The sequence below is a fragment of the Streptomyces sp. NPDC060184 genome (assembly GCF_042728795.1).
Lineage (GTDB): Bacteria > Actinomycetota > Actinomycetes > Streptomycetales > Streptomycetaceae > Streptomyces.
Map to the genome: position 1 here is coordinate 183,572 of NZ_JBHWYX010000001.1, position 26,754 is coordinate 210,325.

Below are 26,754 nucleotides of genomic sequence, written 5' to 3' on the forward strand. Positions count from 1 at the left end.
GCTCCTTCTTGGCCACTGATCAGGCCGATACGAGGTACGAGAAGACCGATTCGAGGGACTCGTCGGACGGCGAGACGGCCAGCAGACGGATACCGCGCTCCTGCGCCACCCGCGGCAGCAGCGTGGTGAAACGGCCGAAATCGACCGCCTGGATCAGCAGTGCGCCCTCGCCGTGGTCGACCTCGATACCGGCCGTCGACGGGTCGGCGATCAGGGCCGCCGCCAGCGCGCGGTCGTCGCTGGAGCGCACGAGATAGCGGTGCGGGCGGTCCGTCATCAGCCGGCGGATCCGCCGGAAGTCGCCGGAGGCCGCGTGCCGGCCGGCCACGATCACCTCGATGTGCGAGGCGAGTTGCTCGACCTCTTCGAGGATGTGGGAGGAGAAGAGCACGGTGCGCCCCTCCGCGCCCATCCGCCGCAGCAGGTCCATCAGCTGCATCCGCTGGCGGGGGTCCATGCCGTTGAACGGTTCGTCCAGCAGCAGGACCGAGGGGTCGTGGACGAGCGCCGAGGCCATCTTCACGCGCTGGCGCATGCCCTTGCTGTACGTCTGGATCTTGCGGTCCTGCGCGTACTCCATCTCCACGGTGGCCAGCGCGCGCGCTGCCTGCGCATCCCCCAGGCCGTGCAGTTCGGCGTTGGCGACGACGAACTCGCGGCCGGTCAGGAAGTCGTACATGCCCTCCCGCTCGGGGACGATGCCGATCTCCTGGTAGACCGACTCGTTGCGCCAGATCGGGCGCCCGTCGAGCGTGACCGTCCCCGTGGAGGGGGCGAGAAATCCGGCCATCAAGTTGATCAGTGTGGACTTGCCCGCGCCATTGGGGCCGAGGAGTCCGGTGACCCCCGGGCCGATCGTCATACTCACGTCGTTGACGGCGACGACGTTCCCGAACCAGCGGGAGGCGTGGTCGATCTCGATGGTGGTCACAGCCCGACCCTCCGGTAGCGGCGCAGCAGGGCGGCGTACGAGCCGGCGATGAGCGCGAGTACGACGAACAGATAGACCACGCCCAGCGCGGCCCCCGGACCCTCACCGCCGGGGAAGGCGGAGGTGGCGCCGAGGAACGCGGTCTGCACCCCGTCGATCAGCGTGATCGGGGAGAACAGACCGAACCAGGCGACGGCCCCCTCGGTCCCGGTCGAGTACGCGATGGCCTGGACGGTGGAGACCGCTCCGTACGAGATGGTCAGCACGGCGATCACCGCCGCCACCCCGAAGCCGCGGCGCGGCGTCACCGCGGCCACCACCAGCGCGAGCGCGGCGAACAGCACGGACAACAGGGCCACCGACACCAGTCCCTGGGCGAACCAGCCGGTCTGGTCGCCGAAGTCGAACTTCGCGAGCAGCGAGCCCACGTAGAGGATGAGCAGCGGCGTCCCGGTGAGCACGAAGACGGCGGACGCCATCGCCGCCAGCTTCGCCAGGACGTAGTCGGCGTGCGCGATCGGCCGCGAGAAGTACAGCGGAACCGTCCGGAACCGCAGGTCCCGCGAGACGCTCTGCGGTGCCTGGGAGGCCACGAACAGCCCGATGACGGCCTGCAGGAAGACCGCGTACGAGGTGTACTTCACGACCAGCTTCGTGGCGCCCGGCGCGGCCATCGACACCGCCACGAGGATCGCCGCGACCAGGCACATCACCGCGAGCATCAGCATCGGCAGCACCTTGGACCGGGCGGACCGCCCGAGCCCGAACGCGCCCTTGAGGGACTGGACGTAGAGCGAGCGGCGGGCGTACGCGCGCCCCAGCCTCGGGCCGTCGTAGGAGCGGTAGCCGATGTCGTGGATGCGGGAGGCGTCGCCGGGCAGCGCGCCGTGGGCCCTGGTCTCAGTGCTCATCGGGACCGCTCCCCTTCTGCTGTACGACCCCGGATGCCGGGACCTGGTGGACGGACCCGGACCCGGGTGCCGGGATCGGGGACTGGGCCTGCGGTACGGCTCCGAGGGCCGGGCCGGACGCCGCCGCGGCGACCACCGGGGCCGGCTGAGCGGTCTCGCCCGCGCGGAAGACCTCGGCGATGTGGTGGCGGCGCTGTTCCATGCGGACGAGCCCGAGACCGAGAACGGCCACGCTGTCGCGCACCAGGTCGTACGTCTCCTCGCCGGTCGCCTCGACGAGCAGGATGTGACCGGCCCCCGGCAGTCCGCCGGTGTCGACGCCGTCGTTCCCGATCAGCTTCACACCGGCCCCGAGGAGCTTGTGGCGCAGCGCGTCGGTGCCGTCCGGATGGGTGTCGCTGTCGGTGACCTCGACCGCGAGGGTGGTGGTGGTCTGGGTGAACTCGCTGGTGGAACTGGACCGGAGCAGCGTGCCGCCGTCGATGACGACGACGTGGTCGCAGGTGCGTTCCAGCTCGCCCAGGAGGTGCGAGGTGACGAGCACGGAGATGCCGAAGTCGGTGTGCACCCGGCGGATGAGCCCGAGCATCTCGTCGCGGCCGACCGGGTCGAGGCCGTTCGTCGGCTCGTCGAGCAGCACCAGCCTCGGGTCGTGGACCAGCGCCTGGGCCAGCTTCACGCGCTGCTTCATGCCGGTCGAGTAGCCCCCGATGGGGCGGTAGCGCTCCTCGTAGAGGCCGACGTGGCGCAGGGTGTCGGCGGTGCGTTCCCGGGCCGCCGTCGGCGGCAGACCGGACATCCGTGCCATGTGGACGACGAACTCGGTCGCCGAGACGTCCGGCGGGAGGCAGTCGTGTTCCGGCATGTACCCGACCCGCTCCCGGATCGCGGCACCGTGCGTGGCGACATCCAGCCCGAGGACCGAGGCGGAGCCCTCGGTGGCGGGCGAGAGTCCCAGCAGGATCTTGATCAGGGTGGACTTGCCGGCCCCGTTGGCACCCACCAGGCCGGTCACGCCCGGTCCGATGTCCAAGGAGAGCCGGTCAAGAGCGGTCACCCGGGGGTATCTCTTGCTCAAGGCCTTCAGCGCGATCACAGTCACCTCGACGACGGTAGTGGCGCGGGCGTCCTTGGGCGTCAGCCCTGGCGGTCGCATGCACGTCACACTTGAGTCGTAGGGCCCCGTAGGGGAGTCCGGCGGAGGAGTGACCCGGGCCGACGATCCTCTCTGCGTACCGGATCTCCACAGGTGGTTGTCCACAGGCCGGGCGCCCCCCTTGACCCCTCGGCGGGCCCGGTCACATTCTTCAGTGTCACGTTACTGGCGCGTACAGCTCGCCAAGTGCGCTGTCCGGACGCCGGGTTCGGACGGCCGGGGCCGAGGAAGACGGGTGGCGCACGAGCGGCGCCCGACCGGGGAGAGGTGGCGGGATGCAACTGCCGGGAGCGCGCGAGCGCTGGGTCCGCACGGGCGGCATCGAGCTCTGCGTGGCCGAGCTGGGCAATCCGGAGCTGCCCACCGTGGTGCTGGTGCACGGCTATCCGGACAGCAAGGAGGTGTGGTCGCGGGTGGCTCCGGCGCTGGCCGAGCAGTGGCACGTGGTGCTCTACGACGTGCGCGGCCACGGCCGTTCGAGCGCGCCGAAGCCGCTGCGCGGAGGTTTCACGCTGGAGAAGCTGACCGACGACTTCCTCGCCGTGCTGGACGAGGTGAGCCCCGCCCGGCCGGTGCATCTGGTGGGCCACGACTGGGGTTCGGTGCAGTCCTGGGAGTTCGCCACGGTCGAGCGGACCAGGGGCAGGATCGCCTCCTTCACCTCGATGTCCGGGCCGTCGCTGGACCACTTCGGCCACTGGATCCAGGGCCGGGTGACCCGGCCGACCCCACGGCGGCTGGTCCAGCTCGCCGGACAGGGCGCCAAGTCCTGGTACGTCTACCTCCTGCACACCCCCGTGCTGCCCGAACTCGCCTGGCGCGGGCCGCTGGGGCGCCGGTGGCCGCGCATCCTGGAGCGCCTGGAGAAGGTGCCCGCGGGCGACTACCCCACCGCCTCGCTGCCCCGGGACGCGGCGCACGGCGCCTGGCTCTACCGCGACAACGTCCGTACCCGGCTGCGCAGGCCGCGCCCGGACGCGCACGCGCACGTACCGGTGCAGCTGATCACGCCGACCGGTGACGCCTTCCTGTCGGAGTACCTCTACGACGACCTGGAGCGGTGGGCCCCGCGCCTGGTCCGGCGCCGGCTGCCCGCCCAGCACTGGGTTCCGCGCACCCGGCCCGACCAACTCGTCTCCTGGATCTCGGAGTTCGTGGCCGCCAACGAGCCCTCGGCGAAGGCGGCCCGCACACCGGTGAAGGACCCGGTCGGGCCCGGCCGGTACGCGGACCGGTTCGCCGGTCAGCTGGTGCTGGTGACGGGCGCGGCCGACGGGATCGGACGCGCCACCGCCCTGGCGTTCGCCGAGGCCGGGGCGCGGGTGGTGGCCGTGGACCGGGACGCGGCGGGCGCCGCGCGTACGGCGGAGACGGCGCTGCTCGTGGGGGCGCCGGCCGCCTGGGCACAGACCGCCGAGCCGGGCGACGAGCAGGCGATGGAGAAGCTCGGCGCGAAGGTGGCGGCGGAGTACGGCACCGTCGACGTTCTGGTCAACTCCGCTGGCACGGCACCCTCCGGGCCCTTCCTGGAGACCCCGTCCGAGGAGTGGCGGGGCTTCCTCGACGCGGGGTTCCTGGGCGTCGTCCACAGCTGCCGGGTGTTCGGCGGGCGGATGGCCGAGCGCGGGCAGGGCGGCCACATCGTCAACGTGCTCCCGAGCGTCCCGGGCCCGCTGTCCCGTGCGCCGGGGATCTCCACGTACGGCACGGCCCAGGCCGCCGTCCTGGCGCTCACCCAGGGCCTGCGGGCCGAACTGGCGCACCGTACGGTCTCGGTGAGCGCGGTACGGCCAGGGACGGTCGACACCGTGGCGGCAGGCGCCGGGGCGGGTGCGGGAACGGCCGCGTCGGCCGGCACCGCGGCGGGCGCCTCGACAAGAGAGGTCTCTCCCGCCGGAGTTGGCGCGGGGGCCGTCGCGCCGTCACGCCGGACTCGCGGCCGTACGCCGGAGCAGGTCGCCGAAGCGGTACTGGAGGCGGTGGTCCACGACCAGGCACTCGTGGTGGTCCCGGGACGGCCGGCGGGCGTGCGCCGTCTGCTCCGGGCCGGGACGGGGGCGCTCCGCAAGCGGCCCTGAGCGGTGCCGAGTCGGGTGTGCCACCGGGCGGAGCGGTCGGGTGGCGTGCCCGACGGCCGAGGCTCACGCGTGCGGCCGACGCAAGCTGCGCACGGTGGAGTTGGGCCACGGGCGGATCACGCATGCGGTGCCGGAGCCGAGTTCACGGACGGAGACCACTGAAGGGGGTGTCGCGCTCCCTGTGGCGGTTCACGGCCCGCTCGCCCCTCTCGGCCGCGCGGGCGGGTGGAAGCGTGGGGAAACCAGCGATCCTCCGGCGCGGCTTTCCCCAGGTGCGCGGGGCCGCCTGTGGACAGAACGGCGTTCAGCCTATGAGCTGTTCACCGGGAGCGAGCCGGTCGGGCCGCCGTGCACGCGGCGTTCACGACGGGGATGTTTCACCTGCGGGACGCACGGAAGGAACGGTTCATCCCGCGCGCAAGAGGCCCTCCGTGGTGGGCGCGTGGGCCGCTGCCGGCAATCGCACGCCGACGGAGAACCCGGAAGTCGGCGCACACAAAACCCCCTTAGGGGATGAGCGGGACATCTATCCCTTTTGGTGCTCTAGTTGATCAAATGGACTATTTCACAAGTTCGTTGTCCACAGATTCGCCAAATAGCCTGTGGATAAGTCAAGTTGCTTGTGGATCAAACACAAACGGACTCACCAGTTTCCTGGCGCCCCGAAAATCCGGATGCACCGCCGGAAGCCGCCGGGCACTCTGGCGAGATGGACGACAGACGCACCGTGAAGGTGTCGAAGTACCTCTCCAAGCACCTGCGCCATCAGCCGGAACGCATCGGGCTGACACTCGACCCGAACGGGTGGGTGGACGTCACGGAGTTGCTGGAGGCCACGGCCCGCCACCACTTCCCGATCACCCGAGCCGAACTCGAACACGTGGTGGCGGTGAACGACAAGCAGCGCTTCACCCTGGAGGGCGATCGACTGCGCGCCAACCAGGGCCACACCGTCGCCGTCGACCTGGACCTGCCTCCGGCCGAGCCGCCGCCGTTCCTCTACCACGGCACGGTGGCCCGGTCCCTGGCGGCGATCCGGGCCGAGGGCCTGCGCCCGATGGCCCGCCACCACGTCCACCTCTCACCCGACCGGGAGACCGCCACCCGGGTCGGGGCGCGACGGGGCAGCCCCGTGGTGCTCTTTGTGGACGCGGCGGCGATGCACCGCGCCGGTCATGTCTTCCGCGTCAGCGCCAACGGGGTGTGGCTGGCGGACTCCGTACCCCCGGAGTACCTGCGTTTCCAGGAGTGACGGACCCGGGGCCCCGGGCCGCGGCCCCGTACACCGGCTTACGGTCAGCCCAGCTGCGCGAGAGCCTCGGTGGCGATCCGCTCGAAGACGGCCTGGTCGGTGGCGAAGTCCGAGTCCGGGATCGGCCAGTGGACGACCAGTTCGGTGAAGCCCAGTTCCCGGTGGCGGCCGGCGAAGTCCACGAAGGCGTCCAGCGACTCCAGCGGGCGGTTGCGGTCCGGGGTGAAGGCGGTGAGCAGGATCTTGTCCAGCTCCGCGACGTCCCGCCCGGTCTCCGAGCACGCCTTGCCGAGCTTCTCGATCTGGCCGCGCAGCGCCTCGACCGACTGCTCCGGGGTGCCGTCCTCGAAGAGCTTCGGGTCGCCCGTGGTCACCCAGGCCTGGCCGTACCGGGCGGCCAGCTTCAGCCCGCGCGGCCCGGTCGCGGCGACGGCGAAGGGCAGCCGGGGCGACTGGACGCAACCAGGGATGTTCCGGGCCTCCTCCGCCGTGTAGAAGATGCCCTGCTGCGAGACCGCGCCCTCGGTGAGCAGCCGGTCCAGCAGCGGCACGAACTCGCCGAAGCGGTCGGCCCGCTCGCGGGGCGTCCACGGCTCCTGGCCGAGCGCCGTGGCGTCGAAGCCGTTGCCGCCCGCCCCGATCCCGAGGGTGACCCGGCCGCCCGAGACGTCGTCCAGCGAGATCAGTTCCTTGGCCAGCGTCACCGGGTGGCGGAAGTTCGGCGAGGTCACGAGGGTGCCGAGGCGCATGGTCCCGGTGACCACGGCCGCGGCCGTCAGCGTCGGGAGCGCCCCGAACCAGGTCTCCTCCCGGAACGAACGCCAGGACAGGTGGTCGTAGGTGTAAGCGGCGTGGAAGCCGAGCTCTTCGGCGCGCTGCCACTTCGCACGGCCCCCCTCGTGCCAGCGGTCGACGGGGAGGATCACGGTGCTCAGGCGCAGACTCATGGATCGAGCGTACGTCCCCCGCCCCGTCCCCACCGGGGCGAGGCCGACCGGTCCGCCCGGTCCGAGCGCACCACTGCCCCCGCGACCGGCCGCCCCGCCCCTCCACGCGCCGCCCCGACGGCCGTGGGCCGGGCGGGCCGCGACCGCACCGCACCCGCCGCCCCGAGCTCCCCGAGGCCCCACGATCTCCCGCCGGTGCACTGGCATATGCCAGAGGTCTATCCCCCTGCTCAGAGGCGCGCGTCTCTCATATGTGCGCCCTCCCGCACGCCCGTGCGCCGAATGCGGGAGAATGGACCGGTGACCACGCCTACCGAAGCACCGTCTGTCGCCGTGCCCCGGCTGATAGCCACCGATCTGGACGGCACGTTGCTGCGCGACGACAAGACCTTGTCCTCGCGCACGATCGCCGCCCTCGCGGCGGCCGAACGGGCGGGCGTGCACGTCCTCTTCGTCACCGGGCGCCCGCCCCGCTGGATGGACGCGGTGGTGTCCCATCTGCCGGGACACGGGACGGCCATCTGCGCGAACGGCGCCGCGGTGGTCGACCTGAGCGCCGGGGGCCGGCTGATCGAGGTCCATCCGCTCGGCCGGGCGGAGGCGCTCGACGTCGCGCACCGGGTACGGGCCGCGGCACCCGGCACCACGTTCGCGGTGGAGTTCACCACCGGCTTCCACCACGAACCGCTCTACCCGCCGTTCCGCCAGGACCCCGGAGCGGTGGTGGCCCCCGTCGAGAAGCTGCTGGAAGAGGAGACCCCGGGCACGGGCGCCCCGGTGCTCAAGCTCCTCGCCCACCACACGGCCATCGCCCCCGACGCGTTTCTCGCCCTGGCCCGCGAGGCCGCCGGAGACCGGGTCTCCTTCACCCGTTCCAGCCCCTCCGCCCTGCTGGAGGCCGGCGGCGCGGGTGTCTCCAAGGCCCGCACGCTCGCGGAGTACTGCGCGGCGCGCGGGGTGCTCCCCGAGGAGGTCGTCGCCTTCGGGGACATGCCGAACGACGTCGAGATGCTGAACTGGGCCGGTACCTCGTACGCGATGGCCAACGCCCACCCGGCCGCGGTCTCCGCCGCCTCGGGACAGACGCTCACCAACGAGGAGGACGGCGTGGCGGTCGTCCTCGAACGCCTTCTCGCGACCCGCTGACCCGGCCCCCACCGACCGCCCGACCGCTGCCCCGGGCCCGCCCACCGGCCCGGCCCCGCCACCGGCCGTACACCGCCCGGCCGAGGAGCCGGGTGCGTCAGAGCGGGGCCTCCCAGGTCACCGACGTACCGCCGCCGCTCTCCCCGAGTCCCGGGCCGAACCAGCTCGCCCCGCCCAGCGACTCCGCCCGGCGGGCCAGATTGCGCAGCCCGCTCCGCCGGCCGCCCTCCGGGATGCCGACCCCGTCGTCGGAGACGGTCAGCCGGACGGCGTCCCGCCCGTCCGGCAGGGTGGCCGTGGCGTCGACGACCACGTCGATCACCGAGGCCTGGGCGTGCCGGAAGGCGTTGGAGAGGGCCTCGCGCAGGGCGGCGATCAGGTTCTTCCCGGTGGACTCGCTCACCAGGGTGTCGATCGCCCCGAGAAAGCGGTGCGAGGGCGTGAAGCCGAGGGGCACCGCCGCCATGTTGAGCTCGCGCAGCACCCGGACGCGCAGGCCGGACGGGGCCTCGGCCGGTTCCTGCTGGAGGGCGAAGATGGCGGTGCGGATCTCCTGGATGGTGGTGTCCAGCTCGTCCACGGCCCGGCCGACGCCCTCCCGCACCTCCGGCACCTCCGACCGTCGCTGGGCGCTCTCCAGCATCATCCCGGTGGTGTAGAGCCGCTGGATGACCAGGTCGTGGAGATCCCGGGCGATCCGGTCCCGGTCCTCGTACACCGCCAGCCGCTCCCGGTCGCGCTGCGCCTCCGCCATCATCAGGGCGAGCGCGGCCTGCGCGGCGAACTGCGCCGCGAGGGTCCGTTCCGCCGCGCTGAACGGGCGCTGCCCCTGCGCCCGGGGCATGGACAGGGCGCCGAGCATCCGGCCGCCACTGCGCATCGGCAGCAGCATGTTCGGGCCGTACCCCTCGGACGCGCGGCTGATCAGGCGCGGGTCGGTGGCGGCGTCGTCGATGAAGACGGGCTCCCCCGCCAGCAGCGCGGAACCCACCGGGCTCTGGGGACCGATGATCACGCCCAGCGAGGTGGACGGATCGTCGGAGGCGACCGCGACGACCTCCAGCCCGTCGGCCCCGTCCTTCCCCACCGGCAGCAGTACGGCACCGGCGGCCGAGTCGGCGAGCCTGCGGGCCTGTTCGGCGACGACGCTCAGGGCATCGTCCGCGTCCCCGCCGGCGAGCAGCGCCGTGGTGACCGCGACCGACCCGTCGATCCACCGTTCGCGGCGGCGGGCGGCCTCGTAGAGGCGGGCGTTGCCGATGGCGATGCCCGCCTCCGTGGCGAGTACCCGGACCATGTGCAGGTCGTGCTCGTTGAACGTGCCGCCGTGGTGCTTCTCGGCGAGGTACAGATTGCCGAAGACCTGCCCCTGGACGCTGATGGGGACGCCCAGGAAGGTGCGCATCGGGGGGTGGCCCGGCGGGAATCCGGCGTACCGCGGATCGGTGGTCAGGTCGGTCAGCATCACCGGAGCGGGCTCGTGGATGAGCGCTCCCAGGAGTCCGGTCCGCCCGCTCGGGGGCCGCCCGATCGTGCGGGCCTCCTCGTCCGACATGCCGTGGGTGATGAAGTCGAGGAGCCCCTCGACGGACTCGTCCACGACGCCGATCGCGGCGTACCGGGCGTGGGCCAGTTCGGCGGCGGTCTCGCAGATCCGGTCGAGCGTGGAGTGCAGCTCCAGCCCGGTACCGACCGAACGCATGGCCTCCAGCAGCTGCGGCACGCGAGCGGTCAGATCGGGGGAGAGGCCCCCCAGATCGCGGGCGGCCCGGGCGGCGGCTTCGAGCGACTCCTGGTCCCACGCGTTCCGGCTCAGCCCGGACTCGCTCCCGTCGGTCCGGTCGGGGGCGTCAGCCCTGCCGTCCCCGTCGGCCCCTTCAGCCCTGTCGGCCGAGTCGGCCCCGCCCGGGCCCGTCGCGTCCCGCTGGTGCCCCTGCCGCTCTGCCATGCGTCGAGCGTACGAAGGGACCACGCGCACGGAAAGTCGGGATTGTCCCGTTCTTCGGGCGCGGCAGACCGGCCCCGGAGCGTCTCAGGCGTGTGCCGTCCGGGCCGGTTCCGGCGGACGGACCGTGCGCCGGCCCGCCTCGCGTTCGCGCTCCAGCATCCGGCGCAGCGGCCCGTCCGCCGCGGCGAGCTCGGCGTAGCCGCCGCGCTGGACCACCCGGCCGCCGTCCAGCACCACGATCTCGTCCACCGCGTCGAGGCCCGCCAGGCGGTGGGTGATGAGCACGGTGGCACGCCCCCGGGTGACGTCGAGCAGGTCCTCGGTCAGGGCGTCGGCGGTGGCGATGTCAAGGTGTTCGGCGGGCTCGTCGAGGACGAGGACGGGGAAGTCGGCGAGGAGCGCGCGGGCCAGCGCGAGGCGCTGGCGCTGACCGCCGGAGAGCCGGGCGCCGTGTTCGCCCACCAGGGTGTCGAGGCCGTCCGGCAGCGAGTCGGCCCAGTCGAGCAGCCGCGCACCGGCGAGCGCGTCCCGCAGGTCCTCCTCGGTGGCGTCGGTGCGGGCGAGCCGCAGGTTCTCCCGCACCGAGCTGTCGAAGACGTGCGCGTCCTGGGCACAGAGCCCGACGTGGGTACGGACCGTGTCGCCGTCGAGCGCCGGGGCGTCCGTGCCGCCGAGCCGGTAGGTGCCGCTCTCCGCGTCCAGGAAGCGGAGCAGGACCTGCGCGAGGGTGGTCTTGCCGGAACCGGACGGGCCCACGACCGCGATCCGGCGCCCCTGCTCCAGGGTCAGGTCGACCGCGTCCAGAGCGGGCCGGTCCGCGCCCGGGTAGCGGGCCGTCAGGCCCCGTACCTCCAGCGGGAACGGGGTGGCGGGGGCCGGGGCGGGGGCGGCGGGTTCCCGTACCGGTACAGGGGCGTCCAGCACCTCGTACACCCGCTCCGCGCTCCGGCGGGCGCGCCCTCGGTACCGCACGGCGAGCGGCATCCCGTTCACGGCCTCGAAGGCGGCGAGCGGGGTGAGCAGGACGACCGCGAGTTCCAGGCCGCCGAGCCGGCCGCCGCGCACGGCGGGCAGCGCCACCAGCGCGGAGGCGACCACGGTCAGCCCGCAGAGGAGCGAGGAGAGGCCGCCGCCCAGGGCCGTGGCGGAGGCGGCGCGGGCAGCGATCCGGGTGAGGACCCCGTCCGCCTCCCGCACCCGCGCGGTACGCGAGGGCAGGGCACCGGCGACGGTCAGTTCTGCGGTGCCGCCGAGGAGGTCGGTGACCCGGACGGCGAGGTCGGCACGGGCCGGGGCGAGCCGGCGTTCCGCCCGGCGGGCGACCGCACCGCTGACCAGCGGCACACCCGCTCCGGCGAGGAGCAGCCCGGCGGCGAGGACCACGCCCGCCCCTGGGAGGAGCAGCCCGAGGAAACCGGCGGAGGCCGCGCCGACGACCACGGCGGTACCGGCGGGGAGCAGCCAGCGGAGCCAGTAGTCCTGGAGTTCGTCGACGTCCGCCACCAGCCGGGTGAGCAGGTCGCCCCGGCGGGTGGTGCGCAGTCCGGCGGGCGCGACGCGCTCGAGCCCCCGGTAGACGGCGACCCGCAGTTCGGCGAGGAGCTGGAGCACGGTGTCGTGGGAGACGAGGCGTTCGGCGTAGCGGAAGAAGGCGCGGCCGAGGCCGAAGGCTCGGGTCGCCGTGACGGCGACCATGAGGTAGAGGACCGGGGGCTGTTCGGAGGCCCGGGAGATCAGCCAGCCGGAGACCGCCATCAGACCCACCGAGGAGCCCAGGGCGAGGCTGCCCAGCAGCAGGGCGAGGGTGAGGCGCCCTCGGCGGGCGCCCGCCGCCTCGCGGACACGGGCGAGCACCTTGCCCGTACGGGCGGCGGTCTCCCGGAGCGCCGCGGGAGCCTGTGCCGGGGCGGGGGCGGGCGGGCGCACGGGTTCCGGAACGGCCCGTCGGGGCGCCTTGGCCGCCCCGGTATCCGGTCCGGTCGCGGCCGGTTCCAGCGTCACGATCCGGTCGGCCAGCGGCAGCAGTGCGGGGCGGTGGGCGACCAGCAGGACGGTACGGCCCTCGGCCAGCCGCCGTACGGCGTCCACGATGCCCGCCTCCGTATCGCCGTCCAGGCTCGCGGTCGGCTCGTCGAGCAGCAGCACCGGCCGGTCGGCGAGGAAGGCGCGGGCCAGCGCGAGGCGCTGGCGCTGCCCGGCGGAGAGCCCGGCGCCGTCCTCTCCGAGGAGGGTCCGCTCCCCCTCCGGCAGCGCGGTGACGAACCCGTGGGCGCCCGCGTCGCGCAGGGCGGCGGTCACGGCGGCGTCGTCGGCATCCGGCCGGGCGAGGCGCACGTTCTCCGCGACGGTTCCGGCGAAGAGGACCGGGCGCTGCGGGACCCAGGCGATGCGCTCGTGCCAGCGTTCGGGGGAGACGGTCGCGAGATCCACGCCCCCGACCCGCACGGTCCCCTCGTCCGGCGCCCTGAACCCGAGCACCACGTCGAGGAGCGTGGACTTGCCGGCCCCGCTCGGGCCGACCAGGGCGACGGTCTCCCCCGGCGCGACCACCAGCGAGGCGCCGGCCGGGGAGGCCCCGGTCCGGCCCGGGTGCCGGACGGTCACCCCGGTCAGCTCGATCCGGAGCGACTCCGGCACGTCCGCCGTACCGGCTGCCGGGAGCTCGGTCTCCAGCACCGCGAAGATCTCCTCCGCGGCCGACAGCCCTTCCGCCGCCGCGTGGAACTGCGCGCCGACCTGGCGGATCGGCAGGTACGCCTCGGGGGCGAGGATCAGCACCAGCAGGCCGATGTACAGGTCGAGTTCGCCGTGGACCAGCCGCATGCCGATGGTGACGGCGACCAGCGCCACCGAGAGGGTCGCCAGCAGCTCCAGCGCGAAGGAGGAGAGGAACGCGATCCGCAGGGTCCGTACGGTCGCCAGCCGGTACTCCGAGGTGATCTTCCGGATCGACTCGGCCTGGGCCTTGGCCCGGCCGAAGACCTTGAGCGTGGGCAGCCCGGCGACCACGTCCAGGAAGTGGCCGGAGAGCCGCGAGAGCAGCCTCCACTGCCGGTCCATCCGGGACTGGGTGGCCCAGCCGATCAGCGCCATGAAGGCGGGGATGAGCGGCAGCGTGACCACGATGATCGCGGCCGACACCCAGTCCTCGGTGACGATGCGCGCGAGGACGGCGACGGGCACCACCACCGCGAGGCCGAGCTGCGGGAGATAGCGCGAGAAGTAGTCGTCGAGCGCGTCGACCCCGCGGGTGGCGAGGGCGACCAGCGATCCGGTGCGCTGTCCGTCCAGCCATCCGGGCCCGAGCCGCGCGGCCCGCTCCAGGAGCCGGCCGCGCAGCTCGGACTTGACCGCCGCACTCGCCCGGTACGCCGCCAGTTCGGTGAGCCAGACCACCAGCGCCCGGCCCGCCGCGACGGCGGCCAGCAGGATCAGGGGCGTACGGAGACCGGAGACGCTCAGCCCGTCCTCGAACCCGCCGACGACGATCTCGGCCACCAGCATCGCCTGGGCGATGACCAGCACCGCGCCCACGGCGCCCAGGGCGACCACGGCGACGAGGAAGAAGCGGGTGGCCCGGGCGTACCGGAAGAGACGCGGATCGATCGGTTTCACGTGAAACATCCCCTGAGGTCGGTGCCGCCGGTTCCGTCGGGTGACCGGAGGCGGCGCGTGCTCGGCGCCCGGTGCCCGGCGGCGCGCGGTCGAGGCCGCCGCCGGGCGGGGCACTCAGTGCGCGTCGGCGATGTGCTGGGTACCTATGCGCTTGCGGAACACCCAGTACGTCCAGCTCTGGTAGAGCAGGACCAGGGGCGTGGCGATCCCCGCGCACCAGGTCATGATCGTGAGCGTGTAGGGCGTGGACGAGGCGTTGGTGACGGTCAGGCTCCACGCGCTGTTCAGCGAGGACGGCATGACGTCCGGGAAGAGCGCCAGGAAGAGCATCGCGACGGCGGCCGTGATGGTGAGGCCCGAGAGCGCGAACGACCAGCCCTCACGCCCCGCCGCGATGGCCGCGATCGCACCGGCCAGGGCCAGGACGGCCACGACCGTCGCCAGCAGCGACCAGCCGTCACCGGTACGTACCTGCGTCCAGATCAGGAAGCCCAGCGCCAGGACCGCGGTGAGGAACCCGAGCCGCAGGGCGAACGCGCGGGCCCGTACGCGGATCTCCCCGACCGTCTTCAGCGCCGCGAAGACGGCGCCGTGGAAGGTGAAGAGGGTGAGTGTCACCGCCCCGCCGAGCAGCGCGAACGGGTTGAGGAGGTCCCAGAACCCGCCCACGTACTCCATGTGCGCGTCGATCTTGACGCCGCGCACGATGTTGCCGAAGGCCACGCCCCAGAGGACGGCGGGGATCAACGAGGTCCAGAAGATCGCGTGTTCCCAGTTGGTCTGCCAGCGCTCCTCCGGCCGCTTCGCCCGGTACTCGAAGGCGACGCCCCTCAGGATCAGGCAGAGCAGAATGACCAGCAGCGGCAGGTAGAAGCCGGAGAAGAGGGTGGCGTACCAGTCGGGGAAGGCCGCGAAGGTGGCCCCTCCGGCGCTGAGCAGCCAGACCTCGTTGCCGTCCCAGACGGGCCCGATCGTGTTGATCAGGACCCGCCGCTCCGTGCGGTCGCGGGCCAGCACCTTGGTCAGGACTCCGATGCCGAAGTCGAAGCCCTCCAGGAAGAAGTAGCCGGTCCAGAGGACGGCGATGAGGACGAACCAGACGTCGTGGAGTTCCATCGTTCCGCTCCTTCCTCTCAGTACGAGAAGGCCATCGGCCGGTCGGCGTCGGCGGCGTCGTGGCCGCCGATCGTGGCGGGCGGGTTGAGGTCGTCCTCGCTGAGCTCCGGGGGGCCGGCCTTGATGTACTTCACGAGCAGCTTGACCTCGACCACCGCGAGGATCGCGTAGATCAGGGTGAAGGCGATCAGGGAGGCGATGACCTCACCCTGCGAGACGCCGGGGGAGACGGCGTCCTTCGTCTTGAGGACCCCGAAGACGACCCAGGGCTGCCGCCCGGTCTCGGTGAAGATCCAGCCCCAGGAGTTGGCGATCAGCGGGAAGAGCAGGGTCCAGAGCGCGACCATCCAGTACAGCTTGGCGAGCTTCGGGCTGAGCGCCTTGTTCTTGAAGAGGACCAGGTGCGGCACCTCGTCGTCGCCGGTCCGCATCGCCGGCGGCAGCATGAACTTCTTCCGGGTCAGCCAGAGTCCGAGGATGCCCAGGCCGAAGGAGGCCATCCCGAAGCCGATCATCCAGCGGAAGCCCCAGAAGGCGACCGGGATGTTGGGCCGGTAGTCCCCGGGCCCGTACTTCTCCTGCATCTGCTGGTTCAGCTCGTTGATGCCCGGGATGTACGAGCTGAAGGTGTCGTCGGCCAGGAAGGAGAGCACGCCGGGAACCGAGATCTCGACGTCGTTGCGGCCCTCGGAGACGTCGCCCACCGCGAAGATCGAGAACGGCGCGCCTTCCTGTCCCTCCCAGAGCGCCTCGGCGGCGGCCATCTTCATCGGCTGCTGCTTGAACATCACCTTGCCGAGCACGTCACCGCTGATGGAGGTCAGCAGACCCGCGACGACCACGGTGACGAGTCCCAGCCGCAGCGAGGTCCGCATGACCGGGATGTGCTTCTTGCGCGCCAGGTGGAAGGCGGCGATCCCGACCATGAAGGCGCCGCCGACGAGGAAGGCGGCCGTGATGGTGTGGAAGAACTGGGCGAGCGCGGTGTTCTGCGTCAGCACCTGCCAGAAGTCGGTGAGTTCGGCGCGACCACGCTTCTCGTTCATGCGGTAGCCGACCGGGTGCTGCATCCAGGAGTTGGCCGCCAGGATGAAGTACGCGGAGAGGATCGTGCCGAGCGAGACCATCCAGATGCAGGCCAGGTGGATCTTCCGGGGCAGCTTGTCCCAGCCGAAGATCCAGAGCCCGATGAAGGTGGACTCGAAGAAGAAGGCGATCAGCGCCTCGAAGGCGAGCGGGGCACCGAAGACGTCGCCGACGAACCGCGAATAGTCGGACCAGTTCATGCCGAACTGGAACTCCTGGACGATGCCGGTGACGACGCCCATGGCGATGTTGATCAGGAAGAGCTTGCCCCAGAACTTGGTGGCCTTGAGGTACTTCTCCTTGTTGGTCCGGACCCATGCCGTCTGCAGCCCCGCCGTCAGCGCGGCGAGGGAGATCGTCATGGGGACGAAGAGGAAGTGGTAGACGGTCGTAATGCCGAACTGCCAGCGCGCCATCGTCTCGGGCGCCAGAGCAAGTTCCACGTCGTCGTCTCCTTACGTCGCCGTAGTGACAGCCGCGGTTCGCCCGTTTGATCCCTCTCATTGCGGGATCAACCGGGTGCGCTTGTGAACGCGTTCACATTCACAAGCACGAGTATGGCGCACGTGCTTCCGGATCTTCGAACGGGGGGTCCCCTGAGAGCGACGACCCTTGGAGCGGCGGCCCCGGGGAGCGACGGCCGACGGGGAGCGACCGGGTCCTCCCCCTTGAAGCTGCCCGCGCCGCGCCGGCCGGAACCGGCGCACCGGCGCTTTCCGGACAACGACCGGCAGCGGGGCGCCGCCGTCGGGACCTCGCTCACGCCCCCACGCCCCTCGGTACACGCGTGGCCCCCGCCCTCGCGGAGTTCCGGAGGACAGGGGCCACTGGCACGAAAGGCCGCACCGCGCGCCACACGGGTCGCACGGACCGCACAGGCCCACACCGCACGGGTCGCACGGCGCGAGCCACCCACGACCCGCGCCGTACGGACCGCACGGCGCGAGCCGCGTCACAGCTGCGCGCGGAACGCCTCCGCCGCCTTCAGGAAGAGGTCGTTGGCCTCGTTCTCGCCGACCGTGACCCGTACGCCCTCACCGGCGAACGGCCGCACGACCACCCCGGCCCGCTCGCAGAAGGCGGCGAAGTCTCCCGTACGGTCACCGAGCCGCAGCCAGACGAAGTTGGCCTGGCTCTCCGGCACCGTCCACCCCTGCGCCACCAGCCCCCGGTGCACCCGGTTCCGCTCGACCACCAGCGAGCCCACCCGCCCCAGCAGTTCGTCCTCGGCCCGCAGCGAGGCGATCGCCGCGTCCTGGGCGATCCGGCTCACGCCGAAGGGCACGGCCGTCTTGCGCAGCGCCGCGGCCACCGGCTCGTGCGCCACCGCGAACCCGACCCGCAGTCCGGCCAGCCCGTACGCCTTCGAGAAGGTGCGCAGCACGGCGACATTGGGCCGGTCGCGGTAGATCTCCAGGCCGTCCGGCACGTCGGCGTCGCGGACGAACTCCTTGTACGCCTCGTCGAGCACCACCAGTACGTCGGAGGGCACCCGGTCGAGGAACCGCTCCAGTTCGGCCCGGCGCACCACCGTCCCGGTCGGGTTGTTGGGGTTGCAGACGAAGATCAGCCGCGTCCGGTCCGTGACGGCGTCCGCCATGGCGTCCAGGTCGTGCGCGTCCCCGTCGGTCAGCGGCACCTTCACCGAGGCCGCCCCGCTGATCTGCGTGATGATCGGGTACGCCTCGAAGGAGCGCCAGGCGTAGATCACCTCGTCGCCGGGGCCGGACGTGGCTTGAAGCAGCTGCTGCGCCACGCCCACTGAGCCGGTGCCGGTGGCGAGGTGCTCCAGCGGTACCCCGAACCGGTCGGCCAGCTCGTCCATCAGGCCCGCGCAGGACATGTCCGGGTAGCGGTTGAGTTCCGAGGCCGCCGCCAGCGCGGATTCCAGTACGCCGGGCAGCGGCGGATAGGGGTTCTCGTTGGAGGACAGCTTGAAGGCGACCGGTCCGTCCTGGGAGGCCGCCCTGCCCGGCACATAGGCGGGGACACCGTCCAGCTGGGGACGCAGCTTGGGGCTCTTCTCGCTCACCACGGGTCCTCCTCGACCATCGACGTGCGGATGCCTCCCACCTTAGGAGGAGCCTCCCGGAGCGACCCGCGCGCGGGAGGTTCCGCGGAGCTCGCCCACGCCCACCGGCCGCGGGGCCCCCGGGGGCTCAAGCACGCGCTCCTCCCCACGGGCCTCCCCGCCAGGCGGGGGGCGCACGCGTGTTTCGTCACACGCCGGTGGCTCGCGCCGTAGCGCGCGTCCCTCGAAGTGGTGAGTTGAAGACTCCTCCCGCCACCCCTCCGTGAGCGAGCTCAGCCCGATGGATACATGACACATCCGGCAGGTCACCGCCAACTTCCTTGCATTGAAAGGCAATCATTCCTCGATGACCTTGCAGAAACGTGTCTGTCAACAGGTGCATATGCTCCCGGCCCACCTGGGCTCCTGAGCCCTACTATCGGCTCGCCATGACAGCAGCAGGGAAGCACCAGGTGAGCCGGACGGAGACCCCCCGGCGCAGCGGCCGGCCAGGACGCGCGGGTATCCGCGACGTGGCCGCCGCCGCGGGGGTCTCGATCACGACCGTCTCCGACGCGCTCAACGGCAAGGGCAGGCTCCCGGACGCCACCCGCCGCCACGTCCGCGAGGTCGCAGAACGCCTGGGCTACCGCCCCTCGGCCGCGGCCCGCACGCTCCGCACGGGCAAGTCGGGCCTGATCGGCCTGACCGTGACCACGTACGGGGATGAACCTTTCACCTTCACCGAGTTCGCGTACTTCGCGGAGATGGCGAGGGCCGCGACCTCGGCCGCGCTCGCCCGGGGGTACGCCCTCGTGATCCTGCCCGCCACCTCGCGCCACGACGTCTGGTCCAACGTGGCCCTGGACGGGACCGTGGTGATCGACCCCTCGGACCAGGACCCGGTGGTCACCGAACTCGTCCGCCAGGGCCTGCCGGTGGTCTCCGACGGGCGGCCCGCCGGATCGCTCCCGGTCACCGCCTGGGTCGACAACGACCACCGCGCGGCCGTACTCGACCTCCTCGACCACCTCGCCGCGGCGGGCGCCCGCCGGATCGGGCTGCTCACCGGCACCACGACCGACACGTACACCCGGCTCTCCACCACCGCGTACCTGCACTGGTGCGAGCGCGTGGGCCAGGACCCGGTGTACGAGTCCTATCCGGCCCACGACCCGTGCGCCGGAGCGGTCGCCGCGGACCGGCTGCTCGCCCGCCCCGACCGGCCGGACGCCGTCTACGGCCTCTTCGACCCCAACGGCACCGACCTGCTGGCCGCGGCGCGCCGGTACGGCCTGCGCGTCCCCGACGACCTGCTGCTGGTCTGCTGCAGCGAGTCCACGGTCTACGCCACCACCGAGCCGCCCATCACCACGCTCTCGCTGAAGCCGCGCCGTATCGGCACGGCGGTGGTGCAGCTCCTCATCGACGCGATCGAGGGCGTCGAACACGACGGCCCGGTCGAGCAGGTGATACCGACCGAGCTCATCGTCCGGACCTCCTCGCAGCGCCGGCCGCCCCGCACGACGGTCAGCGCGCCACGCTCTCCGAGCAGGGACTGAACGGATTAATCCGGACCAATGGACAGGTGAACGGCGCACCCGCCCGGATTCACCGCCCCTGGTGCGTCACACGGGGCGATCCGCGTTCCTATGATGGGCGCACGACACCGCGGACCACCTCTACCAGGCAGGGCCCGTCAGGTGTACGGCGGCGCGACGGTGGTGGAGGGGTCGATGACTCAGGGGGCCGGTCAGGAACCCGTGGTGCGTACGGCGACGTTGCGCGACTTCCGCGTTCCGCCGTACGCGCGAACGCCCGTGCCCGGGGCGGAGCCGCATCCGGAGGGTGCCCTCGCGCATCCCGGCGACGTACACCCCGGCAACGCGCTGCCCGACGGCGGCGTACCGGAGGGCTACACGCCGACCGAGCGCGACCTGCCCGTGATCACCCCGGCCGGGGTGCCCGTCGTGGCCCCCGTACCGGACGCGGGCACCGGCGGAGCGGACGGGCTGGGCCCGCTCTACGTCGTCGGCGACGTGCACGGCTACCTCGACGAGCTGAAGGCCGCCCTCGCGGACCAGGGCCTCATCGACGTCAACGGCAACTGGTCGGCGGGCAACGCCCGGCTCTGGTTCCTCGGCGACTTCACGGACCGGGGCCCCGACGGCATCGGGGTCATCGATCTGGTCATGCAGCTCTCGGCCGAGGCCGCCGCCGCAGGCGGCTACTGCAAGGCACTGATGGGCAACCACGAGCTGTTGCTCATCGGCGCGAAGCGGTTCGCGGACACCCCGGTGAACTCCGGCGCGGGCACCGCCACCTTCCAGGCCGCCTGGCTGCTCAACGGCGGCCAGAAGCACGACATGGAGCGGCTGCGGGACGTCCACCTCCAGTGGATGTCCCGGCTGGACGCGGTCGTGGAAGAGGACGGGCATCTGCTGATGCACTCCGACACGACGGCGTACCTCGACTACGGGGCGACCATCGAGGACGTCAACGACACGGTCCACGCCATCCTCACCCGTAACGACGCGGACGAGTGCTGGGACCTGTTCCGCAAGCTCACCAAGCGGTTCGCGTTCCGGGACGACGGCGGCGCACAGGCGGTGCGCGAGCTGATGGCCGCGTACGGCGGCCGGCGGGTCGTCCACGGCCACAGCCCCATTCCGTACCTCCTGGGCGAGGTCGGGTCGGAGGACGGCGAGAACGGCGCGGGGCCGGTGGTGCTCGGACCGCACGTGTACGCGGACGGGCTGGCCATCGCCATGGACGGCGGCGTGACCATGGCCGGAAAGCTACTGGTCGCCCAACTCCCCCTGCATGACTGACGGTCCACCGGGTAGGGCTCCGTCGACCTGATCGTTCGCGGTCGGCGGGCCTTTTTCCGGAAACAACCTGTCACCCCTCGCCCTGGGCGCTCTACCATCGGCGTATCAGTAGCAGGCTCTCCTCCGTCTCGTCCGGAATGCCCCGTCCTGCGTGGGTGGCCGGGCGCCACGGAGCATCGGGGGATGCAGATGACAAGCGCTCCGCACCTGCTGGCCGAAGACGGGCCCGAGTACGAGCGAATCCTCGGCGACGCGCTGCGCCACGCGCACGAGCGGCCGGATCTGGACGGAGTCGGCGAGCGGCTCAACCGGGAGCAGCTGCGGACCATGGCGCTGAGCGCCACCGCGCTCATCACCGCCGCCGCCGCCACCGAGTACGAGCACTACGTGAAGGCGCGCGGGGAACTCCGCGTCCCCACCGGCGACGCCGACCAGGACCCCGACGAGGTCCTGGTCCCGCCGGGGGCGACCGGCGAGCGCGTGGGGGTCGGTGCGGTCGTCACCGTGCTCGCCCCGCTCCTCGCGGGCTCCGCGGCGGTGATCTTCCTGGTGGTCGGCTACCTCCTCCAGGCGGTGAGCTCGTCCCTGGCCGTCGCGGGCCCGATGGTCACCGCGGGCTGGCTCTTCGCCGCGCTCACCGCGCTGGCGATCCTCGCCGCCGCCGTCGGCCTGCTGGTCACGGCGCTCCGCAACGGCACGGACGATCCGGCCGACGGCCTGGACGAGGACGCGGAGGTGCCGGAGGAGGTCGCCCGGGCCAGGGAGGCCTGGCGCCACGCCCTGCTGGAACGCGGCATACTCCCGTTCCTCCGCGACGCGCTGGACGACCCGACCGCCGCACCCGCCGCCCGCACCCCCCGGCCGTCGCCGAACCGCATCCCGAAGATCGGGTACAGCAGCCCGGACTTCTCGAACCCGCAGGACGGTGCGCGCCAGAGCCCCCGGCCCTCCTTCACCAGCCCCGATTTCAGCAGCCCCGATTTCAGCAGCCCGGACTTCGACGGTCCCGGCTTCGGGAGCCCGGGCATCGACGGTCCGGGCCCCGGCACGCCGGAACCCGACACGGGAGCCTGACCCGCGGGGCGGGCCTCAGCCCCGCACGAGGGCGACGAATCCGGCGAGCAGCGACGCGACGGCACCGGCGGCGAACAGCCCGGCCCCGGCCGACCAGGTGAACCGCCGCTCCACCCGGCCGTCGCTCGCGCCGCCGGGCTCTCGGACAGCGCTCCGCACCTGGGCGCGCATGGCGTCGGCACAGACTTCGGAGAAGTCGTAGAGCAGGTCCCAGAGCGACCCGTCGAACCAGCGGAAACCGATCTCCTCGCCGTCGGCCGTCTCCAGACGGAGTCCGCCGCGGAAGGACTCACGATGCAGCCGGTTGACCGCGGTGACAGGTACGACCGTATGGCGGTACGCCCCGAAGCGGACGATCCGGCCGGGGCGCAGAACGACCTTGACGAGAGAGAACCGCCAGGTCAGTGACGCGAGGGCCAGGAGTAGGGCAGCCATCATGAGGCGGTCCCCGACGGGCAGCGAGGTGTCCTCGTCCAGGGCTGTCCCGACGGCGATCGCCGCCATGACGCAGGCGAGGAACCGCAGAGGCAGCACCCGCGCCCAGCGGACGAGCCTGACGGCTCCGCGACGATTCGGCCGATACCCACGGAACGTGCGCACCATCGGCGTCGCGGGCCCGTACCAGTCGCTCAGCCCCGTGTCCCACAGACCGCTTCCCATGCGAGGACCCTACGAGGCACCGCCGGGCGCGGACGCGGTCACCCGGCCCCCGTCCGCCCGCACCGCCCCGGGCGGGACACCCGCCGCCTCCCCGACAAGGCGCGCGGGCGTCCCGCCCGGCGGTTCAGTCGGCCAGCGGCAGATAGACACGCCCGCCGGACGCCGCGAACTCCTTCGACTTCTCCAGCATCCCGGCCTCGATCTCCTCCGGAGTGGCAGCCGCGTCACCGCCGAACTGTTCGGTGATGCTCCGGCTGATCTTCATCGAGCAGAACTTCGGCCCGCACATCGAGCAGAAGTGGGCCGTCTTCGCCGGTTCGGCGGGCAGCGTCTCGTCATGGAACGCGCGGGCCGTGTCCGGGTCGAGCGCCAGGTTGAACTGGTCCTCCCAGCGGAACTCGAACCGGGCGTCCGACAGCGCGTCGTCCCACTCCTGCGCTCCCGGGTGCCCCTTGGCCAGGTCGGCGGCGTGGGCCGCGATCTTGTAGGTGATGACCCCGGTCTTCACGTCGTCCCGGTCGGGCAGCCCGAGGTGCTCCTTGGGGGTCACGTAGCAGAGCATCGCCGTGCCCCACCAGGCGATCATCGCCGCGCCGATCCCGGAGGTGATGTGGTCGTACGCCGGTGCGACGTCGGTGGTCAGCGGGCCGAGGGTGTAGAACGGCGCCTCCTCGCAGATCTCCTGCTGGAGGTCGATGTTCTCCTTGATCTTGTGCATCGGGACGTGTCCCGGGCCCTCGATCATCGTCTGCACGCCGTACCGCTTGGCGATCGTGTTGAGCTCGCCGAGGGTGCGCAATTCGGCGAACTGCGCCTCGTCGTTGGCGTCGGCGATGGACCCGGGCCGCAGCCCGTCCCCGAGCGAGTACGTCACGTCGTACGTCGCCAGGAGTTCGCAGAGCTCCTCGAAGTTCTCGTAGAGGAACGACTCCTTGTGGTGCGCGAGGCACCAGGCCGCCATGATCGAGCCGCCCCGGGAGACGATGCCGGTCTTGCGGCGGGCCGTGAGCGGGACGTACGGCAGGCGCACACCGGCGTGCACCGTCATGTAGTCCACGCCCTGCTCGGCCTGCTCGATGACGGTGTCCTTGTAGATCTCCCAGGTCAGCTCCTCCGCGCGGCCGTCGACCTTCTCAAGGGCCTGGTAGAGCGGGACGGTGCCGATGGGCACCGGGGAGTTCCGGAGCACCCACTCACGGGTGGTGTGGATGTTGCGGCCGGTGGACAGGTCCATGACCGTGTCGGCGCCCCACCGCGTCGCCCAGGTCATCTTCTCCACCTCCTCCTCGATGGAGGAGGTCACGGCGGAGTTGCCGATGTTGGCGTTCACCTTCACCAGGAACCGCTTGCCGATGATCATCGGCTCGATCTCCGGATGGTTCACATTGGCCGGAAGCACCGCCCGGCCGGCCGCGATCTCCTCGGCGACGACCTCCGGGGCGACGTTCTCGCGGATCGCGACGTACTCCATCTCGGGGGTGATCTCCCCCCGCCGGGCGTACGCGAGCTGGGTGACGGGGCGTCCGTCGCGGCTGCGCCGGGGGGCGCGGGCGCCGCCCGGGAAGAGCGCGTCGAGGTTGCGCAGCCCGTCGCGCGAGGCGGGCGCGCGGCCGTCGTCCTCCGGACGGACCGGTCGCCCCTCGTACTCCTCGGTGTCCCCCCGGTCCTCGATCCAGCCGCCGCGCACGGAGGCGAGGCCGCGGCGGACATCGGTGGTGACGGCGGGATCGGTGTACGGACCGGACGTGTCGTAGAGCGTCACGTCCTTGCCGTTGGTCAGGTGCACCTGACGGACCGGCACCCGGAGGCCGGGGCGCGAGCCCTCGACGTACCCCTTGTGCCAGCCGATGGACTTGGCCGCCCCGACGCGCTCGTTCGTCGTGGAGGCAGGCGTGCGTGCGTCCGATGTGGTCATGAGACCTACTCCCTACGCCGGCATTACCCGGTAACAGGTTCGGCGGTCGGCGCAGCGTTTCCCGTGAGGATTCACGAGGTCAGCGCCCTCTCAGCCCGGTGCTCCGAGCTCCCGCGTGTGCAAAGGTGCCATCACGCTAGCGCCCGCCCGGCCGTGCTGACCAGGGGGCCTCCCCCGTTCTTGCGATGATCGCTCGGTGACCTCCTCCCAGGACCATCCCGAACCTCAGGAACCCTCCCACGGCCATACGCACAGTCATGGCCCCGCGGCACCCGTCTCGACCCATCTGCGCAAGGTCATCGCGTGCGTGCTGATCCCCTTCGCCGCAGCGGTGGTCGTCGGCCTGGCGGTGCTCTGGCCCGGCGGCACTCCCGCGCACGAGCGCACCGGTGTGGGCTTCGACCGGCAGACCGAGCAGGGAGAGGTGGTGAAGGTGGAGCGGGTGAACTGCGCGGACGTCAACGCGGCCCAAGTACCCGCCTCAGGTGGTACGTCGACCGGCTCCGGCCCGGGCGCGGCGGCCGAGGACACCGGCGACTGCAAGAAGGCCACCATCGAGGTGACCAGCGGCAAGGACAAGGGCCGCACCTTCGCCGAGATCGTCCAGCCGGACGCGTCACGGCAGCTGAGCGAGGGTCAGGGGGTGGTCCTGGCGTACGCCCCGGACGCGCCGCACGACCTGCAGTACTCGGTCACCGACGTGGACCGGAAGCTGCCGATGGCGCTGCTGGCCGGGATCTTCGCCGTCGCCGTCGTGGTGGTGGGGCGGCTGCGCGGGGTGATGGCGCTCGTGGCACTCGCCGTGTCCTTCGCGGTGCTGACGCTCTTCATCCTCCCGGCGATCCTGCAGGGGTCCAACCCGCTGCTGGTGGCGGTGGTCGGGGCGAGCGCGATCATGCTCATCGCGCTGTACACCTGCCACGGGGTGACGGCGCGCACCTCGGTGGCGGTGATCGGCACGCTGATCTCCCTGGTGCTGATCGGGCTGCTGGGCTCGGTCTTCATCGACTGGGCGGGACTGACCGGCAACACCGACGACAACACCGGCCTGATCCATGGCCTCTATCCCGACATCGACATGAGCGGTCTGCTCCTGGCCGGTGTCATCATCGGTTCGCTCGGGGTCCTGGACGACGTGACGGTCACCCAGACGTCGGCCGTGTGGGAACTGCACCAGGCGAACCCGACCATGGGGGCGCGCGGTCTCTACGGAGCGGGCATCAGGATCGGGCGCGACCACATCGCCTCGGTGGTCAACACCCTGGTGCTCGCCTACGCGGGCGCGGCGCTACCCCTGCTGCTGCTGTTCTCCATCGCGCAGAGCAGTGTGGGCACGGTCGCCAACAGCGAGCTGGTGGCCGAGGAGATCGTCCGTACACTCGTCGGCTCGATCGGACTGGTCGCCTCCGTGCCCGTCACGACAGCGCTCGCCGCTCTGGTGGTGTCCGCGGACCGCACAGGGCTCGGCGCGGAAGCCGGAGCTTCTGCACCCGTACGGACCGGGAGGGGCCGACGCCGCAAGAAGTGAGCGTGAGCGAGCGGGAGGGCCAAAAACCAACGGGCTGACAGCCTGTCAGCCCGCGTTCTGCTCCTCGGCGAGGATCCTTCCGAGTGCCTCTTCGAGATTGCCGTCGAAGTCACCCTGCGTGTGCTCCTGCCCCAGTGGCACCAGCTTGTCCGTCCGGTCGAGGAACGCGACGAGCGGCGCCGTGCCGGCCCGGAACAAGGCTCGGTCCGCCCCGACCTGGAGCCGGATGTGCACGTCGCAGAGCCCCTCGGGCTCGGTGGGACCGATGTGCACATCACCGTCGCCGCTCGGGCTGTTGAGGCCGTCGAGCAGAAGCTCACGGCCAAAAGCCCAGGTGACCGGGGCATCACCCGGCAGGTGGAAGGTCATGCGGATCGCGTACGGATCGCTCACCTCGTAACGGAGCTCCACCGGAATACGGAACGAGAGCTCCTCAGAGACGAGGAAACTCATCATGACCTCTGCTTGAACCGACTCGCGCATCGTTCAACCCCGCAGTAGATGAATCTGGCCAGGAATGATCCCCCATGGCCCTATTGACGCCATCGT

At 71.9% G+C, this 26,754-nt stretch carries 19 protein-coding genes and 1 riboswitch; of the genes, 7 read left to right on the forward strand and 12 right to left on the reverse strand.

What is annotated here, in order from left to right; all coding sequences use genetic code 11:
* Positions 1-19 precede the first annotated feature (19 nt).
* Genes ACFWEE_RS00750 through ACFWEE_RS00760 form a run of 3 tightly spaced genes read right to left on the reverse strand, consistent with a single transcriptional unit; the run spans position 20 to position 2,899 of the window.
* The gene (locus ACFWEE_RS00750; protein ID WP_386885169.1) at positions 20-931 is read right to left on the reverse strand and encodes an ABC transporter ATP-binding protein; all 912 of its coding nucleotides are present in this window, start codon (positions 929-931) and stop codon (positions 20-22) included.
* Positions 928-1,842 (reverse strand): ABC transporter permease, encoded by a 915-nt coding sequence (locus tag ACFWEE_RS00755; RefSeq protein WP_386885171.1) that lies wholly within the window; start codon positions 1,840-1,842, stop codon positions 928-930. Before ACFWEE_RS00755 ends, ACFWEE_RS00750 begins: the two co-directional genes overlap by 4 nt.
* Positions 1,832-2,899 (reverse strand): ABC transporter ATP-binding protein, encoded by a 1,068-nt coding sequence (locus tag ACFWEE_RS00760; protein WP_386885415.1) that lies wholly within the window; start codon positions 2,897-2,899, stop codon positions 1,832-1,834. Before ACFWEE_RS00760 ends, ACFWEE_RS00755 begins: the two co-directional genes overlap by 11 nt.
* A 374-nt stretch (positions 2,900-3,273) precedes the next feature.
* Here ACFWEE_RS00760 and ACFWEE_RS00765 point away from each other — a divergent pair, with 374 nt between their 5' ends.
* A complete protein-coding gene (locus ACFWEE_RS00765; protein ID WP_386885173.1) occupies positions 3,274-5,076 on the forward strand; it encodes an SDR family oxidoreductase in 1,803 nt (600 codons plus the stop codon).
* A 709-nt stretch (positions 5,077-5,785) separates the two neighbouring features.
* On the forward strand, positions 5,786-6,328 hold the full coding sequence (locus ACFWEE_RS00770) for an RNA 2'-phosphotransferase (protein WP_386885175.1): 543 nt from the start codon (positions 5,786-5,788) through the stop codon (positions 6,326-6,328).
* 44 nt (positions 6,329-6,372) lie between these two features.
* Here the strand turns inward: ACFWEE_RS00770 and ACFWEE_RS00775 are convergent, their stop codons facing one another.
* Positions 6,373-7,275 (reverse strand): LLM class flavin-dependent oxidoreductase, encoded by a 903-nt coding sequence (locus ACFWEE_RS00775; RefSeq protein WP_386885177.1) that lies wholly within the window; start codon positions 7,273-7,275, stop codon positions 6,373-6,375.
* A 282-nt stretch (positions 7,276-7,557) separates the two neighbouring features.
* Here ACFWEE_RS00775 and ACFWEE_RS00780 point away from each other — a divergent pair, with 282 nt between their 5' ends.
* The gene (locus ACFWEE_RS00780; RefSeq protein ID WP_386885179.1) at positions 7,558-8,421 is read left to right on the forward strand and encodes a Cof-type HAD-IIB family hydrolase; all 864 of its coding nucleotides are present in this window, start codon (positions 7,558-7,560) and stop codon (positions 8,419-8,421) included.
* Between the two features lie 97 nt (positions 8,422-8,518).
* Here the strand turns inward: ACFWEE_RS00780 and ACFWEE_RS00785 are convergent, their stop codons facing one another.
* From ACFWEE_RS00785 to hisC, 5 genes are all read right to left on the reverse strand, one after another.
* Positions 8,519-10,369, reverse strand: coding sequence for a GAF domain-containing sensor histidine kinase (locus ACFWEE_RS00785; RefSeq protein WP_386885181.1), 1,851 nt, complete (start codon positions 10,367-10,369; stop codon positions 8,519-8,521).
* Between the two features lie 84 nt (positions 10,370-10,453).
* On the reverse strand, positions 10,454-13,984 hold the full coding sequence (gene cydD, locus ACFWEE_RS00790; protein ID WP_386885182.1) for a thiol reductant ABC exporter subunit CydD: 3,531 nt from the start codon (positions 13,982-13,984) through the stop codon (positions 10,454-10,456).
* 114 nt (positions 13,985-14,098) lie between these two features.
* Complete coding sequence (gene cydB / locus ACFWEE_RS00795; RefSeq protein ID WP_386885183.1) at positions 14,099-15,100, reverse strand: cytochrome d ubiquinol oxidase subunit II; 1,002 nt, start codon at positions 15,098-15,100, stop codon at positions 14,099-14,101.
* Positions 15,101-15,117: 17 nt separating this feature from the next.
* Complete coding sequence (locus tag ACFWEE_RS00800) at positions 15,118-16,629, reverse strand: cytochrome ubiquinol oxidase subunit I (RefSeq protein WP_386885184.1); 1,512 nt, start codon at positions 16,627-16,629, stop codon at positions 15,118-15,120.
* A 509-nt stretch (positions 16,630-17,138) separates the two neighbouring features.
* Positions 17,139-18,218, reverse strand: coding sequence for a histidinol-phosphate transaminase (hisC, locus tag ACFWEE_RS00805; protein ID WP_386885186.1), 1,080 nt, complete (start codon positions 18,216-18,218; stop codon positions 17,139-17,141).
* Between the two features lie 428 nt (positions 18,219-18,646).
* Here hisC and ACFWEE_RS00810 point away from each other — a divergent pair, with 428 nt between their 5' ends.
* The 3 genes from ACFWEE_RS00810 (at position 18,647) to ACFWEE_RS00820 (ending at position 22,102) form a co-directional block, all read left to right on the forward strand.
* Positions 18,647-19,759, forward strand: coding sequence for a LacI family DNA-binding transcriptional regulator (locus ACFWEE_RS00810; RefSeq protein ID WP_327176775.1), 1,113 nt, complete (start codon positions 18,647-18,649; stop codon positions 19,757-19,759).
* Between the two features lie 159 nt (positions 19,760-19,918).
* Positions 19,919-21,028, forward strand: a complete 1,110-nt coding sequence (locus ACFWEE_RS00815) for a metallophosphoesterase (protein WP_386885417.1) — start codon at positions 19,919-19,921, stop codon at positions 21,026-21,028.
* A 183-nt stretch (positions 21,029-21,211) separates the two neighbouring features.
* Positions 21,212-22,102: a hypothetical protein gene (locus ACFWEE_RS00820; RefSeq protein ID WP_386885187.1), complete on the forward strand. Its 891-nt coding sequence runs from the start codon at positions 21,212-21,214 to the stop codon at positions 22,100-22,102.
* Positions 22,103-22,117: 15 nt separating this feature from the next.
* Here the strand turns inward: ACFWEE_RS00820 and ACFWEE_RS00825 are convergent, their stop codons facing one another.
* Both ACFWEE_RS00825 and thiC read right to left on the reverse strand, forming a co-directional pair.
* Positions 22,118-22,762 carry a hypothetical protein gene (locus ACFWEE_RS00825; RefSeq protein ID WP_386885188.1) on the reverse strand — a complete coding sequence of 215 codons (645 nt, stop codon included), beginning with the start codon at positions 22,760-22,762 and terminating at the stop codon, positions 22,118-22,120.
* A 124-nt stretch (positions 22,763-22,886) separates the two neighbouring features.
* Complete coding sequence (gene thiC, locus ACFWEE_RS00830) at positions 22,887-24,677, reverse strand: phosphomethylpyrimidine synthase ThiC (protein ID WP_386885189.1); 1,791 nt, start codon at positions 24,675-24,677, stop codon at positions 22,887-22,889.
* Positions 24,670-24,802: riboswitch (TPP riboswitch) on the reverse strand. Its footprint overlaps the gene before it by 8 nt.
* Before the next feature lie 71 nt (positions 24,803-24,873).
* Here thiC and ACFWEE_RS00835 point away from each other — a divergent pair.
* A complete protein-coding gene (locus ACFWEE_RS00835) occupies positions 24,874-26,205 on the forward strand; it encodes a YibE/F family protein (protein WP_386885190.1) in 1,332 nt (443 codons plus the stop codon).
* A gap of 45 nt (positions 26,206-26,250) precedes the next feature.
* Here the strand turns inward: ACFWEE_RS00835 and ACFWEE_RS00840 are convergent, their stop codons facing one another.
* The gene (locus ACFWEE_RS00840; RefSeq protein WP_266706557.1) at positions 26,251-26,688 is read right to left on the reverse strand and encodes an SsgA family sporulation/cell division regulator; all 438 of its coding nucleotides are present in this window, start codon (positions 26,686-26,688) and stop codon (positions 26,251-26,253) included.
* Positions 26,689-26,754: the final 66 nt, after the last annotated feature.

Excerpts from the sequence above, each read along its gene's own strand:
- ACFWEE_RS00810 (WP_327176775.1), top strand. The coding sequence starts at position 18,647 with ATGACAGCAGCAGGGAAGCACCAGGTGAGCCGGACGGAGACCCCCCGG.
- ACFWEE_RS00770 (WP_386885175.1), top strand. The coding sequence starts at position 5,786 with ATGGACGACAGACGCACCGTGAAGGTGTCGAAGTACCTCTCCAAGCAC.
- ACFWEE_RS00825 (WP_386885188.1), bottom strand. The coding sequence starts at position 22,762 with ATGGGAAGCGGTCTGTGGGACACGGGGCTGAGCGACTGGTACGGGCCC.
- ACFWEE_RS00755 (WP_386885171.1), bottom strand. The coding sequence starts at position 1,842 with ATGAGCACTGAGACCAGGGCCCACGGCGCGCTGCCCGGCGACGCCTCC.
- ACFWEE_RS00775 (WP_386885177.1), bottom strand. The coding sequence starts at position 7,275 with ATGAGTCTGCGCCTGAGCACCGTGATCCTCCCCGTCGACCGCTGGCAC.
- ACFWEE_RS00765 (WP_386885173.1), top strand. The coding sequence starts at position 3,274 with ATGCAACTGCCGGGAGCGCGCGAGCGCTGGGTCCGCACGGGCGGCATC.
- thiC (WP_386885189.1), bottom strand. The coding sequence starts at position 24,677 with ATGACCACATCGGACGCACGCACGCCTGCCTCCACGACGAACGAGCGC.
- ACFWEE_RS00820 (WP_386885187.1), top strand. The coding sequence starts at position 21,212 with ATGCAGATGACAAGCGCTCCGCACCTGCTGGCCGAAGACGGGCCCGAG.
- ACFWEE_RS00840 (WP_266706557.1), bottom strand. The coding sequence starts at position 26,688 with ATGCGCGAGTCGGTTCAAGCAGAGGTCATGATGAGTTTCCTCGTCTCT.
- ACFWEE_RS00780 (WP_386885179.1), top strand. The coding sequence starts at position 7,558 with ATGCGGGAGAATGGACCGGTGACCACGCCTACCGAAGCACCGTCTGTC.
- cydB (WP_386885183.1), bottom strand. The coding sequence starts at position 15,100 with ATGGAACTCCACGACGTCTGGTTCGTCCTCATCGCCGTCCTCTGGACC.
- ACFWEE_RS00785 (WP_386885181.1), bottom strand. The coding sequence starts at position 10,369 with ATGGCAGAGCGGCAGGGGCACCAGCGGGACGCGACGGGCCCGGGCGGG.